The 13,737-nt window shown below is 57.1% G+C and carries 14 protein-coding genes, 1 tRNA gene and 1 pseudogene; 6 read left to right on the forward strand and 10 right to left on the reverse strand.

The window, feature by feature from the left end; genetic code table 11:
* Positions 1–56: 56 nt before the first annotated feature.
* The 5 genes from J2Y55_RS10585 to J2Y55_RS10605 form a co-directional block, all read right to left on the reverse strand.
* Positions 57–1,160 (reverse strand): hypothetical protein, encoded by a 1,104-nt coding sequence (locus tag J2Y55_RS10585; RefSeq protein ID WP_310151909.1) that lies wholly within the window; start codon positions 1,158–1,160, stop codon positions 57–59.
* Positions 1,161–1,239: 79 nt separating this feature from the next.
* On the reverse strand, positions 1,240–2,916 hold the full coding sequence (locus tag J2Y55_RS10590) for a hypothetical protein (protein ID WP_310151911.1): 1,677 nt from the start codon (positions 2,914–2,916) through the stop codon (positions 1,240–1,242).
* Entirely contained in the window at positions 2,909–3,499 is a 591-nt protein-coding gene (locus tag J2Y55_RS10595; protein ID WP_310151913.1) for a hypothetical protein, read from the reverse strand. The genes J2Y55_RS10590 and J2Y55_RS10595 overlap by 8 nt, the downstream gene beginning before the upstream one ends.
* Before the next feature lie 9 nt (positions 3,500–3,508).
* Positions 3,509–4,600, reverse strand: a complete 1,092-nt coding sequence (locus J2Y55_RS10600) for a UvrD-helicase domain-containing protein (RefSeq protein ID WP_310152046.1) — start codon at positions 4,598–4,600, stop codon at positions 3,509–3,511.
* Positions 4,587–6,185, reverse strand: a complete 1,599-nt coding sequence (locus J2Y55_RS10605) for an ATP-dependent nuclease (protein ID WP_310151916.1) — start codon at positions 6,183–6,185, stop codon at positions 4,587–4,589. Before J2Y55_RS10605 ends, J2Y55_RS10600 begins: the two co-directional genes overlap by 14 nt.
* A 678-nt stretch (positions 6,186–6,863) precedes the next feature.
* Between J2Y55_RS10605 and J2Y55_RS10610 the strand changes: the two genes are divergently transcribed.
* From J2Y55_RS10610 to J2Y55_RS10625, 4 genes and pseudogenes are all read left to right on the forward strand, one after another.
* Complete coding sequence (locus tag J2Y55_RS10610) at positions 6,864–7,772, forward strand: hypothetical protein (RefSeq protein ID WP_310151919.1); 909 nt, start codon at positions 6,864–6,866, stop codon at positions 7,770–7,772.
* Positions 7,773–7,851: 79 nt separating this feature from the next.
* Complete coding sequence (locus tag J2Y55_RS10615; protein WP_310151922.1) at positions 7,852–8,199, forward strand: hypothetical protein; 348 nt, start codon at positions 7,852–7,854, stop codon at positions 8,197–8,199.
* Between the two features lie 85 nt (positions 8,200–8,284).
* Entirely contained in the window at positions 8,285–8,626 is a 342-nt protein-coding gene (locus tag J2Y55_RS10620) for a hypothetical protein (RefSeq protein ID WP_310151925.1), read from the forward strand.
* Positions 8,623–9,615 (forward strand): annotated as a pseudogene (locus J2Y55_RS10625) (recombinase family protein); the annotation flags it as partial. The gene J2Y55_RS10620 and the pseudogene J2Y55_RS10625, both read left to right, overlap by 4 nt.
* Before the next feature lie 541 nt (positions 9,616–10,156).
* On the opposite strand, the gene J2Y55_RS10630 reads toward J2Y55_RS10625, so the two are convergent.
* A tRNA-Ser gene (locus J2Y55_RS10630) sits at positions 10,157–10,247 on the reverse strand.
* Positions 10,248–10,471: 224 nt separating this feature from the next.
* Here J2Y55_RS10630 and J2Y55_RS10635 point away from each other — a divergent pair.
* Together J2Y55_RS10635 and J2Y55_RS10640 are read left to right on the forward strand one after the other, a co-directional pair.
* Positions 10,472–10,843, forward strand: coding sequence for a hypothetical protein (locus J2Y55_RS10635; protein ID WP_310151928.1), 372 nt, complete (start codon positions 10,472–10,474; stop codon positions 10,841–10,843).
* A 158-nt stretch (positions 10,844–11,001) separates the two neighbouring features.
* Positions 11,002–11,289 (forward strand): BrnA antitoxin family protein, encoded by a 288-nt coding sequence (locus J2Y55_RS10640; protein WP_310152049.1) that lies wholly within the window; start codon positions 11,002–11,004, stop codon positions 11,287–11,289.
* A 194-nt stretch (positions 11,290–11,483) separates the two neighbouring features.
* Here the strand turns inward: J2Y55_RS10640 and J2Y55_RS10645 are convergent, their stop codons facing one another.
* The 4 genes from J2Y55_RS10645 to J2Y55_RS10660 form a co-directional block, all read right to left on the reverse strand.
* Complete coding sequence (locus J2Y55_RS10645) at positions 11,484–11,756, reverse strand: hypothetical protein (protein ID WP_310151930.1); 273 nt, start codon at positions 11,754–11,756, stop codon at positions 11,484–11,486.
* Between the two features lie 74 nt (positions 11,757–11,830).
* Positions 11,831–12,148, reverse strand: coding sequence for a hypothetical protein (locus tag J2Y55_RS10650; protein WP_310151933.1), 318 nt, complete (start codon positions 12,146–12,148; stop codon positions 11,831–11,833).
* Between the two features lie 390 nt (positions 12,149–12,538).
* A complete protein-coding gene (locus J2Y55_RS10655) occupies positions 12,539–12,979 on the reverse strand; it encodes a GFA family protein (RefSeq protein ID WP_310151936.1) in 441 nt (146 codons plus the stop codon).
* A gap of 115 nt (positions 12,980–13,094) precedes the next feature.
* The gene (locus tag J2Y55_RS10660; protein ID WP_310151939.1) at positions 13,095–13,661 is read right to left on the reverse strand and encodes an OmpA family protein; all 567 of its coding nucleotides are present in this window, start codon (positions 13,659–13,661) and stop codon (positions 13,095–13,097) included.
* Positions 13,662–13,737 lie beyond the last annotated feature (76 nt).

A 13,737-nucleotide genomic window follows, 5' to 3' on the forward strand; every position in this document is an offset into this window, starting at 1 on the left:
TTTGTTAAAAGCGATAGTCAGGCGCTGAGAGTGAAGCTCAAAAAGTGGCCGAACTCTTAAAACAAAGTGAGAAGTCTCAGAACCTTTTGATCCGGCTTGTATTCCAGCGCGGCTAGCAAGCGCGTGGGTTCGCGCGAAGCTCGCGAAGGCAATTCAATGATTACGTTAAACTTGGCGACATCGTGCTCGGCGAGGAAGACGAGATTGTAGATGTAGCTTGCCGATATCTTGGCCTTTATCAGGCCCGCAAGCTCGGCAGGTGTAATTGCTTCCAACCCGGCGCGCTCGACAGAGCCTTCTTTTATGCTCTTAACGTAAGCGAGTTTCGCATCTTCGACCTCGATCGTGAAATCGTCCAGCGGCAAAGGCTGCACGCTTATGGCATTCAAAGCGAACTCGGTATCGACTTCGAAGCCTTGGAACACCGGGCGTTCAATTTTATAAGTGAGGAGCACCCCTTCCAAATCCGCGGAGATGCTTCGGCATACAAAGCCGGATGCCTCGAACGGATATCCGCACATATTCACATCGTCTGTCTCGGGGCGATCCGGCTCGTGGCCTTGGATGAAGAGCGAACCGTGCTTGATTCCGAGGTTAACCAGCATAGTCGACAGATATAACTTGAAGACAGACGCATACGTCGTATCGGCAAAGCCGACATAGGCCTCATAGTCCTTGAGCCCTTCGTCGAACCGTTGAATCATCGAGGCCGACAAATTATTCAGATAGACGATGTAAAACTGCGTCGGATGACGGAATTCGACGTTGCGCCGGAGATTAACTGACTCCTCGAACGCTGCAAAAAGCCGATCCGTCTGACCGGGTTGATCAAGGTAGTCTCCCACCAGAATACTATGGTTACTCTTCTTCTCTAAGAGAGGAATAATTCGTTTGAAAACGTCAAATCCATACCAGCTTGATTCAATGGTGAGTGTATCGAAAACGAGTGCTATCTCACGGCGCTTCTGATCTGGAACAAGCGCGCTTTTCAACTTCTCGTACGATATGCCCTTCTTCGAAAGTGCATCTTCCAGCATACGACGCATGCCCTGAATCTCACGCTGCATGTGCTGAGGCGTCAGTTTAAAATGATCACGCATCACCTCCAGCATTATATTGCCGCGTGCATTAAGTGTGTGGATAGGCTTGGTCACTGCCATGCTTCGAGATTATCGTCCCTATCTAGGAGGGCAACACACCCAATATTACCACACTGATCAACAAAAAAATCATCGTAATTTACTGCACTATCTCGAACTCGTCCAAAGTGACGCCGAACACCTTCTTGAATGTGTCGTTCGCCCAAGTATCCGCACGCTGTTGATCGTAATTCTCTAACAGCCACCGATAATCACAGATGAACGGGCCATTCTTTAAAATCCATTGGCGTGTCAGGTCATAGAGCGCCATAGTTCCATAGAAATTATCGAATGTCTTCTTGACTGCCGCTTCTGATCGCATTGGCCATTTTCTCGGATACACTCCGTCTTTATCTCCTCGATCGGCGAATAAAGAAAGGTGGCGCAGCCAAATTTCCCTAGAGTCCTGTTTATCCCTGCTGCCCGATAAATATCGACCGGGCCAGCAGAAAAATTCTGGATGTGCATACCTGTCTTTGCAAAACGCAACGAAGTGAGAAACGAAGACCCTTGTGGGCAGATTCATTTGATCGAACTCAAACGTCCGATGCTCCTCCATGAGCGCTTTGAGACCAGGCGTCTCGTCGATCCATTTGATGATTCTCTGAAGCCCGGTAAGTGGATAATCATATTCCGTAAGGTCAGACAGTTCGGTTGTAATCGCGATATATTCTTCCCTTGAATGATCAACCACCGCACGTCTCAAATGGGGAAGCGCTTTGACCGCTAGACACAGCCGGGTGAAGCGGATGCCTACGTCAACATCGAGGATGAAATCTTCAAAGCTGTCAACGTCGATAGGAAAACCCCGTGTTGGGTTGATCGCTAGATCGCACACGAGGAGGAACAGCCCCATTACGGGATCTGACATTCTTTCTGGCCACTCTGTTTCGGAGAGTTTTAGGAAGGCTTCGAATGCCTCTACATAAATGCCGGAGAGGAACCCCATTTCGCGCCACTCTTTACAGGATAACGACTCACCCCGAGTATCATCCAGAAACTGGAGCTGAATGAACCGCGCCTGCCCTTCGTAAATCGCCTGCATGCCTACCGCAGGCAGTTGGACGGGTGATCTCCAATAGAAGCCCTCACACTTTTCAGTGTTAAGCCTCAGAATTTCCGGATCCCACTCTTGTATTTTGGGAAGTGTCTCGAAATCGGGGTCGATTAGCGCCGCGACCATACCCACAAGCTGACTGTAAACTACAAAATACCCGTGCCCGACCGATTCAAAATGTTTCTCCTCCATCATCCATCTGATATTTTTGCGTGGATCAAGCGCGTAGGATTTATAGTATTCTACATCGATCGCATTGTTGACGGCTATATTAGCGGAAGCAAGCTTCGCTTGGGCCGCACTGCCCTCGGCTGACAAAACTTGATCGGTCCAACCCTTTAGTGGCTTTTTGGGTCCGAAAGTGGCGAGCACTTCCTTAAGTTCTCCCATGCTGGAGTGGAGCTGTGCAAGGTAGCTCAGACTAAGCAGAAGTCCGGAGGTCGAACCGACGTGCTGCCACCAGTGGATTGTCTCGTGAATATATGTCGAGTAGGCCTGTATCACCTCTGACGTTACGGGATCCGTATCAAAGGAGTTGGCTTCGACGATCGCCATCAGCTCGTGATTGCGCGGACTGAGCCGGAGAACGAAGCGCATCGTCTCGTACATTCCATGCGCATTAACGCACGCCTCGAACGTCGGAATAGTTTCGCGCTGATCGTTCAACGCATCGAGCAGTTCGTGTTGCGCGTCGTGAGATTCCGCCCCGGGTTCAGTCATGATCGCTCACTTTATGATGCTGAACCGGAAAGGAAATTTCTAGTTCAGAGCGGTAGGGCGTCGCTATCTGCCTGGGTGCTCTATGGATATATTCAATTGCACCGGAGCGCTCTAGGCCGCTCAGCGCTACTAAGTAGGTCTTCATCTCGGCGAGTGTCGGAACCGTGCCGCGACACCCTTTCATCCCCGGCGGAAGCGCAGTCCAAACGACGCCAGTCAGGCCTTTACCTATGGCCCATTCGGCGATTGCGCTCTGATGCAGATACTGTTCCTCGCCGTCGTTCGGCCATCGACCAATGACCCTTTTGTTGGGCACACCCTCCCGCTCTGCGAGCGCCGAAACCGCTTGGTCAAGGGACGTGGCGTCCAACTCTACCCAAAGCGTGGGGGTGTGGTGGTCCATATCGACCAGTACAAGCGTCATTCGGTTGTCTGCCGACTGGCGGGCGAATTCGAGCGGCAAGCTAGGCCCATCATCACGCCAGCTTCCCTTCACTGAAAAGGGGCGGCTCGTGTCCCAAATAAGCGAGCCCCAGCCGATGCAAGCGATGGTTTCACTTTTCGGCGCTGCGGTTTTTTCCATCTTGGCTTATCATTTTGGAGGTTGATTGCGGTCCCACCGGGTCGCCGATATGCCACAAGTCTTGCCGTCGAACACGAACGCAACGCTATAACGCGCCCGCGTCGTGGCCACGTACATCTTGGCAGCTGACTTCTCGACATGACTGAGTTTTCCGGACGACAGCCAGGAAACCGCCTTGCCGTGCGGAAAGATGAGCACTCGATCGAAAGTGAGCCCCTTGGACGCACCGAAATTCATCGCATCGTCGAGATCGCACTTGGTCGCGGCGGAATAGCGCAATACTTGCGGGTTGTGCTGTTTCACATACGCATCTACGTCCGCGCTGGCGACAAGGAACACGCCGTCATGGCCGGACACGACGGTGTTTAGGGATTTGGTTTTTGGTTCGCTTGGGAAAAAGCCATCACCTAGGTCGGCGATCGCTTGATTGCACCGATGCGTGTGACATTCGTAGTCCATGGCGATCAGCCCGGCCTTCTTCCAAGCCTCAAACTTCTTAACGATAGCGGGGCCGGCGAAGGCCTTGTTCTTAGCCGAGTTGTTGGTAGAAAACGTCGCCTGCCGATGATCTCCAACGAAGGACACCGGAATATTGGCCTTCAGGATGAGCTCCAATACCTCTAGGTCGTAACCAGCCAAATCCTGAATCTCGTCGATAATGATATGGGCAAAGCGCGCCTTGAGGCGACGTATAACCGCACCGCCAGACAGCTTGTCGCACTCACAAATAAACTTCGCGATTTTGTCGGAGTAGATGCGACCACCGTCGAGGAAGTAATGGGGGGCTGTTTTGGCTTCGGGGATATACGGGACCGACTTGCCCTCGATAAAATGAATGCCTTCGATCCGTCTCTTGTGTAGTGCCCTTCGGTACGGACGTGCCATCTCTCGAAGGAGCAGGGAGTACCATGACATCACCTCGACATGTATCGGAATGATGGGCACGCGCGCATGCACCTTTAGCCGAATTTCGCGCACATTGTTCCGCGTGTAGGTGACGAGCGCAGTTATCCCGTCGGTCGCAGCGAGCGCCTGATCGACCACCCGCGTGGTCTTGCCACCGCCTGCGGCGGAAATGATGACGCGGCTAGCCGAGGGCACGGTCAATATAGTCCGGAGGGGACCAGTCCACGCTTGTCTCGAAAAACCTCAGGGCCGTGTCAGCCTTGTTGGCCACCATATAGGCTATGGCCGAAGCTTCATCGGTAAATGATTTTTTTAAGACAGCATTGATTACCGGGAGCTTATTCTTTTTCATGAGCTGCGGTTCAAGAGTGCTGGCCGCTTCGTCATCGTCATACTGAATAGAGACGACAGAAGAGCTAAGATAGTCAGCATACTTCTTCTTAATGGCAGCAACATTTCCGTCATTGTCGGTCACGACGTCGGTGGTCTTTTTGAGAATTACCGCAATCTCAAGAAAACGCTTGAAGGCAAGCGAATTGACCGAGATAACATCGATACCGTGCTCAAGCGGCATCTTGCCGTGCTTCTTCACGTAAGCCCGTTGAACGATCAGCTCATCTGAGGGACCTTCAACAAGAATGGAGCGCTTTGCCAGGATCAATCGGAGCGTATCGTGGCCGGGCAGCTTCATGAAGTAATCTTGCGTCGAACTATCCTTCAAATCAGTAAGGCGAATACCCTCGCCGCGCTGGAATAGCAGCACCGATTGCACCCCCAGCTTGTTCAGCACGAAGCTGCTATGGGTCGTTATAAATATCTGCCGCGAGCCAGCGTTGGCGGAAATGTGGCTGATTAGCTCGTTCAGACTGGCATAGGAGAGATGATTTTCGGCCTCTTCGATGAGGATGATATGCGATTTCGCGGAAGTCTCCATCGCGAGCTTGATCTTGACAGAATTTTGCTCGCCCTTGCCAACCAGCGGGAGCGGAATGTCGTCCAGATGCGGCATGATCCCCGCCTCCCAGCTCGCGCGCGCAGAGGTGTCGAGGGAGACGGAAATCGTCTTGTCGCTGATCCCACCCTTTTTCAGTGCCAAAGCATCATTGATATTTTTGACCTTTGGTTGCTCCAGAAAGCGGTCCTTCATGAGCCGATAGCTCAGAGCAAGATCAACCCTCTCCGTAGAACTGAGACTCTCTTTAACGATATCAACTACATAGCGGCTTGCGGCTGTATTGTTCCTGATGGTGCTGGCGTCGATCAGGCTAGCGTCCAAGGGAATGCTGCGCGCATTGATAATATCGTTTTCGGCGAAGTCGCGCCATTTGATTGAATAATATTCTACCGGGACGGTTCTGATTTCCGAAGGATCGGCGACGTATTGGGCGAAATCGCTTGCATGGGACGGGTTTGGTTCAATCAAAAGTGAAACACCAGGAAGATCCAGGCCGAGAGAATTGTTGTCTCCGCGAAGTTTAGCGAGAGCCGGATCGTCAGCGAGGTATATTTCTATAAGTATGTACGGCGGCTCTGCCGTAAGGCCCTTTTTTAGCGTTTCAATGTATTGGACAACCGTGTCGAGATTAAAAAGATACGGGTGCAGCTCGACAACGAGCGGGCGCCCATTGAGTTGGCCGGTTAAGGCAAGATGAATTGCTTCGAGCAGCGTTGACTTCCCGCATTCGTTATTTCCGACAATAACGTTTAGCTTTTCGTTCAGAACCACGTCCGCTTTTTGCAGGCACCGGTAATTTTTTATGATGACACGTTGAATGAACACGCGGTCTTCCTCCAATCAGGTACTTTAACATGAGTGGTTTGTAGAGCGAAGACGAGGGGGCTGTTTCGTCCCCAGTAAACTGAATTGCAGCCAATTCGGGGATCGGAGCAGTCCTTTGCCGGGCGCATGTGGTCCAGCGGCGGAACGCTGGCGGCATCCAACCCGTGTAGGGTTGGTCAGGTGCCAGAGGGCACGAAGGCTCTCGGTCGTCTCCATGCGCGAAAGCATGGTGCGGGATCCAGGGCGGCATACGTCCCTGGTTGCGCTCCATCGGCAATCACGGTGGCCTGGGTGGGGTCTTGGGGAGGGGCACGGAGGCCTTTCCCTAAGCGCGATGAAACGGCGGACGTTTCGCTTGGCGCATGGAGGCTCGATGCTGGAATTCGCCAAAGGCTTGGGGGTGCACGGGGGCGCGCAGCAGCCCCCTGCCAAGATGGTGGCGTATTACGCCACACATCTTGCGTCTCACCGGCTCACCGGACATCTCGCGCTCTCTGGCGCTCTCTGGTTTGCCGGTTTGGCGACTTGGGTGCCGTCCAGTCCTGTTGTCTTTTCCGGTCGCCGTCCTGGCCCGGCCCGACGTTGTCCAACCATACGACCTTGCACTAAAGTGTGGCTCATGAACCTCGAGTCTCGAACACCCAGTGGCTCGTTCGATTGAATGGTGCGGCTGCAATTATGAGCCTTCAGAAAAAACCTATTCAAAAGGCAGATTCGAGTGGTGCTCCGTGGGAGGAGTCCAAGTTTCGCTTCGTGTTGTCGGAATTTGTCGATTGGCTGGCCGCATTCCGACGCGAGCTTCCTATTTTAGAGGCTGTATATTGGAGGAAAGTCGAGCTTGGGCGGGAAGGGCAGGTGCAGATAATTTCGGTTCAGAGAAGAGGGCGCGACGTATTCGGACGCCCTCAGAAACGACGGCCACCGTCTCCGTCTGAAAATCTGTCAGCATCGCGAAGTAAATTATTTGCCGAGTTCCGTAAATATAAGACTACGGGAACAAATACGTCGCAGTTTGCATTGTCTAAAGACTTTGAGAATTTAGCTATAAAGTTCATATTGCCAGGAGAATCTATTAAAAAACTTGAAATCAGGTTGATTGATGAATTATTGGATACTCTAGGTGATTTGGACCTAGGGGGCAGCATATCGATTAAAAAAACAAAGGTGGAATTTAAGAAGGCGGCTCATCAGCAAAAAGATGCCGCCTCGCTCCCCATTAAGCCATCGAAGATTTGGGAATACAATTTTAAGGGTAGATCTAACGCTGAGAAAAAGCCCGTTCTTCTGAAGTTTATCGAGGATGTGTACGGCGATTATTTTACGTTGTGTCGAAATGAAATTCGCGACTACATTCGACGCAACGATCCTAAGCTTTACCTCTCACTTAAAGGCTTTGGATTTTCTAACTTGCCAGCCAAGTTTCGAATGCCGTCACGGGACGATCGGTTGGAGCTTCGGATCCAAAAAGCTGCTGCGGGCGACTACTCTAGGCTCGACGCCAAGGAGCGCCGCTCAGTTAAAGGCAAAATAGACCGCCTGGAAAAAGGAGCGCTGAAGCCTAAGCGTCTCCCATCACTGGGAAAATGAATTCCCATATTGTATAATCGGAATTTATGACGTATCCCTTTCGAAGGGCCGGGAATCCGCGCCTGAAAAAGGGTTCGCAATGTCCACCTTTCCCTGCGGCCTCATCGAAAAACGAACGCGCCATTTTTGGTGCCTCGGCGGCCCCTCGATGCCGATTGACGAGGTGGCATTCCGCTTCAGGTTGACTCCAACGACGCTTCGCGCCGCCCTCGGTCATATTGTCGACCTGAGCTACGTGACCATTCGCCTCGCGGGTTTGGAGGTCATGTCCTCGTTCGACTCATGCAACGGCCTGTCCGCCGGTTTCCTAATCAACGCGCACTGGACTGAAATTCTCGAACGGGACGCTGAAGAGTATGAGCGTTTAGCCACTGCGCGCGGACTGCTTTGTGCTTCTTATCTCATGCCTAGAAAATCTAAGGAATAAATTCCTTTATCTTTTGTTTGGTTTAAGCTATGCTGTTCTTGGTTTGTTCTACGGCGGCATGCCGTGTTTGGAGAGGAGAAGGCCGATGCAAAATGATCAGAGCCCCTCGCCAGGGCTTTCGCCGGGCCAGTCAACAGCCCTGAGCTTCGATGTCGAAGCCTATCTGCCCTACGTTCAGGAATTCGACGTATCCGATGCGCAGAGCCGTGAACTTTTGGGCGCTTTGTGGTCAATCATGGTCGCCTTTGTCGATCTGGGCCTGCCCCTCGCGCCCGTCCAGGAAGCGCGCGAGGTTGTGTATGACCGCTCGAAATCTCTGTCCGCCGATTCAGCCACCGCGCTAGCCTCGATCCAGTCCATCGCATCCCAATTCACAACATCTGCCGCGCCGCTCGTCGGACGCGTGCAGGAAAGGAAGGAGACATGACCTCAAGCAAAATCGATCAGACGCTCATCGCCGTGACCTATGGTCGCGTGTCGAGCGTCGCGCAAAAACTCAAAGGCCACGGCATCGCCTCGCAAGAAACCCGATGCCGCGAATTCGCGCGGATGAAGGGCTACGCGGTCGAGCGCAGTTTCTGCGACGAGGCCGTGTCCGGCAGCCTCATCGACCGTCCCGGCATGAAAGCGATGCTGGCCTATCTGCACGCCAACCGGAAACGCGCCAGCTATGTCGTTCTCATTGACGACATATCGCGCCTCGCGCGGGACATCCGCGCGCATCTGGATCTGCGCAGCGCCATCGCTGGCGTCGGCGCGCGGCTGGAAAGCCCGTCCATCGAGTTCGGCGAGGATTCCGATTCCATCCTGGTTGAGAATTTGCTGGCATCCGTGAGCCAGCACGCGCGCCAGAAGGGCGCCGAGCAGACAAAGAACCGGATGCGGTCCCGCTTCCTCAACGGCTACTGGCCGTTCATCGCATGCGTTGGTCTCAAGCACGTCCACAAGGCGGGCGAAGGCCGCGTGCTGGTGCGCGACGAGCCACTGGCGTCCGTCATTCAGGAAGGCCTCGAAGGTTTCGCGTCTGGACGCTTCCAGCAGCAGATAGAGCTGGCCCGGTTCTTCGCGACTCATCCCAATTTCCCGAAGAACCGCCATGGCAAAGTGCGCCAGCAACTGGTCAAGGACATCATGACCAAGCCCATCTATGCGGGCTACATGCAGGCACCCGCCGATTGGGGCCTGCCGCTTCACAAGGGCAGGCACGAGCCCATCGTCTCGTACGACACGTTCGAGCGCGTGCAGCGCCGACTCAACGGCGAGGCCTACGCGCCCGCCCGCGCCGACATACGCGCGGACTTCCCGCTGCGCGGCGCTATCGCCTGCGCGCATTGTGGCAAGCCGCTCACCGCGTCGTGGTCGACCTCGAAGACGGGAGCCAAGCACGGATATTACATGTGCTTTGGCAAAGGCTGCGACCGCTACGGCAAGTCCATCAAACGTCAACGCATCGAAGGTGCGTTTGCCGAACTGCTCCAGGCACTGACGCCGTCGCTGGGCCTCATGACGGCGGCGAGAGCAATGTTCAAGGACGCCTGGAATCAGCGTCTGGCGCAGGCGAGCGAGATCACAAAAGCCTGCGCGCGCGAACGCCAGGCCGTGGAAACGCAAATCGGCACGCTGCTCGATCGCGTTGTCTCCGCCACGTCCAACACGGTCGTCGCGGCTTACGAGAAACGGATCGCGGAACTCGAACGTCAGAAGATCGCGCTGGCCGAACGGCAAGCTTCGGACGGCAAGCGCCAAGGCACATTCGAGCAGGTTTTAGAACTGGCGCTGCGATTCCTCGCAAACCCCTATCTTATCTGGGAAAACGGCAATCTGGAGGTGCGAAAAATGGTACTCAGGCTGACCTTCGCCCGTCATCTGGAGTGGTGTCCGGATGCAGGCTTTAGAACACCGCAAACCACTATGCCGTTCAAGGTGTTGGAGGGCTATCGCGGCCCTTTTGATGGAATGGCGGAGACGGAGGGATTCGAACCCTCGATACCCTTGTGGGGTATGCTCATTTAGCAAACGAGTGCCTTCAGCCTCTCGGCCACGTCTCCGTTACGCGCTCTATGCCCGATTGCCGCGCGCTTTGACAAGCCGTCCCGTGGAGATTTGCGTGGGTTTTGCTGCGAGCCGCTGAATCAACGCCAAGCGGCGCCACGCAAACCACCGCCCTGCCCGGCTCCGGAGCGCCAATGGCAACGCAATAGAAACAATCCAGAACAACTTGCCCGGCATGCTCAGGCGAATCGCGCGCGCGGCGCGCGCTCCGGAGCCGGTCATGAGCAGCATATCAGGCGTCAGCGCCGCCTCAGCCATCAGCACGGCGTCGGCCGGCAGCGACAATAGCTCCGCCCTCGCCCAGGCCGACGCGGCCGCCGCCCAGGCCTCGGCCGCGCTCGCCACGGCATCGGCGAAGCTTGCCGCCGACGAGAAGGACAAGGCCGACGACAAGACGCTGCAGCAGGACCGCGCCGCCGTGCAGCAGGCCGAGCAGGCCTTGCGGGCAGCCGAGCAGCGTGCAGCCCAGCTCAAGCAGGCGACTGAAGCGAACAAGAGCGCCGAGCAGGCGAAGCCGGCCGAGGAGACGCAAGGCACGCAGGAGAGAAGCGCCGTGCCAGGCCTCGGCGGGGCGGTGGACGTTTCGGTCTGAGCCAGACCTGCAGCGCAAACGCGCTCCCGTCCTGTACAGCGGCCGCGGCAGCCACTAGCCTTTGCATGGACACGCCCGACCGCCGCACCCTGCTGGCGAGCGGGCTCGATGTCGCCGCGACCACGCACAACGCCAAGGCCTCCGATGAGCCAAGTTCGATGAGCCAAGACAGACCCCGCCGACCGGTCAATCTCCGGGACAAGGCCGAAGCCCTGTTCAAGCCGGCCCCACCGAAAGTCCCCGCCCCGGCCGTGAAGCGGCCCGCTATTCCCGGAGCCCGGGAGCTGGTCTCGCTGCGGATCGACAGCGAGGTGCTGGAGCACTTCCAGAGCGGCGGCCCCGGCTGGCAGGACCGGATCAACGATGCGCTGCGGCAGGCCGCGGGCCTGGGCAGCGACGATGAAGGCCTGACGCCGGACGAATTGAATTCCTCGAATGACGGCTGATTGGCGCGGTTAAGCGTTTTCCGTCACGCTGCCCCCGTCATTGCGAGCACCCGGGCCTTGCCTTCGGCAAGCCCGAGTACAGGCTCCGCGAAGCAATCCAGGGGCCGTCGAGCGAGCCTTCCTGGATTGCTTCGCTGCGCTCGCAATGACGGGGGCTGTGTGGAAGGGAATCTAACGCGCGGCGCGGCTGCGCTTCACTTGCCGGTCACGCAAGCCCCGAGGCTCGCAACGGTCCCGGCGGGGCAGGTCTTCCTGCCGAGCGTCGGGGCTGCCCGTTGCGTGCTGGCCTGGAAGGATTCGCAGCAGGCGCCGCGCACATAATAGCCGCTCGGGCAGGCGCCGCTGCGCTCGATGCGGTCCTTGCCGTCAAGCGTCGGCCGGCACGCTCCGGCGGCAAGCGCCTCGCCGGCGAGACCGGTGATGGCGACAGCGATGAGGGCGGCGATTCGGATCATGCGGGCGAGCATCGCGCATCTCGCCCGGCCTGTCACCGGCGCAACGCGCCTGTCCCCGGCTCAGGAGAGCCGGCCGGCTTTTCGCGTCAATCGCACTCGCGGACGCGGTTGTAGCCGACCAAGTCGCCCCAGCTATTATAAACTGGGCGCCGCGTGACATAGCAGTCGGATTCGTAATAGCGCGGCCCGGCATAGACGGGTGCGGGCCCGTAATAGGGCGGCGGCGGAGCATAGCGCCCGGCTCCGGCGAGCGCGCCGCCAACGAGAGCGCCCGCCGCCATGCCGCCGAACAAGGCGCCATTGAAGCCGTCGCGGGCCTGCGCGGCCGTCGACAGCGGCAGAGAGGCTGCAGAGATACCCACCGCCAGGAGACCAGCGATACCGATTCGAGTTAGCGCGCCCATGGCACCCTCCATCACGTGTAGGGCAGGTTTAACAATCCAAAAATGAATAAAAACTGAATGACAAGATATCGCAGCGTCATAACCATGCCGAAATTCGGCCACAACTGTTAATCTGCATAACCTTACGTTGGTATTGGCAGTGTAATCCCTGGGTATTTGGCAATCTATTTCGACAAATTCAAAACACCCCCTTCGTCGCCGCATCATCGTGAGACGTTCCTTAGGCAGTCCTCGACCCTTATCCTGAGGAGCGCCGGAGGCACGTCTCGAAGGATGCTCCAGCAGGCTCGGAATCATCTGGAGCATCCTTCGAGACGCCGCTTCGCGGCTCCTCAGGATGAGGGCTGTGGTGAGTAAGGAGGCTGTGGAGGGACGAGGGCTGCGCCAACCTCAGCGCTCCGCCGGCCAGCCGATGAGCGTCGTCGGTATCCAGCGCGCCTTGCGCCGCGCGATGCGGCCCTCGGCTGCCTCGGCGCTGAAATCCCTGGGCTCGGCCGGCCGGGTGAAGGCGGCACGCTCGTCGAGCACATCGATATTGAGCGTGGTCCAGGCCTCGCCCTGATCCGTCACCAGCATCGCGACATAGACCCCGCAGCGCCTGCAGATCACCACCTCGGAGGTGCTCAGCCCGAAGGCGTAAAGCTGCAACTGCTCGGGCTCGCGCGCCATCAGCGTGGCGCTCGATCTCGGATCGGAGACGGTGCGGGCATTGTGCTTGCGGCAAAATGCGCACTGGCAAGCGCCGATGACCTGCTCATCAGGAGCGCGCGGCGTCCGCAACTCCACCGCGATCGCCCCGCAATGGCAGGCACCCTTGTGCAGGCGTTCCATGCTCAGTCCTCGCGGGTTGGCAGCTACGGCGACCGCGACGCTGCGCCTGGGCGACGGCTTCGGTCAATGGCTGCTCAAGGCAGGCGTAGCGATCGCTGCCGCTAACGGCGCAAGCCTAACGGATCGTCACGGAGACAAAGCGATTGCGAGGCTCCCGCTCCCCGGCCGAGGTAGCAACAGGCAGTCCGCGGGTACCGGCGGCGTCGAGACGAACAATGGCCCGGCCCGGCACGCCCGCTGCAATCAGCGCCTCGCGAACGGCCTCTGCGCGCGCCCGAGCCAATTGGGCGGGGCGTTCTTCCGACCTGTCGGTGTGACCCGAGATGGTTATGCGAGAAGACGGGGTCATGCTTTCGCGGATGGCCTCGATGATCTGCCCGGCGGAGGGCGACACGGTGGCCAGGCCCCAGTCCATGAAAATCATCATGGTTCGCGGCGAGCGCGCAGCAGCCGCGATGGGCCTGCACTCATATTGCTCGAAGCAGGATGGCAAACCGGCCGCCCGGTCCTCCGGCCTCTGCACGCTGCAGAGCGCGCCACTGGAGATCCGCTTCGTTTGGGAAGGGCACCTGCACTCCGGAGCGACCTTCCCGTCTTGTGTCGCGCAGGTCTCCGCACGAACGGGGGAGTAAGCCGCCAGCGTCAGCGCCAGCAGCGTCGGCAGAACCGTCCAGAGTTTCACGCCCGTTCCCCCCAGTTTGCGAGTGGGGACTATGAGCCCCATCATGGGCCCGTGCTAGGGCCGCCGCCCGAATGTG

The sequence above is a fragment of the Allobosea sp. BE125 genome (assembly GCF_031456075.1).
Classification (GTDB): Bacteria; Pseudomonadota; Alphaproteobacteria; order Rhizobiales; family Beijerinckiaceae; genus Allobosea.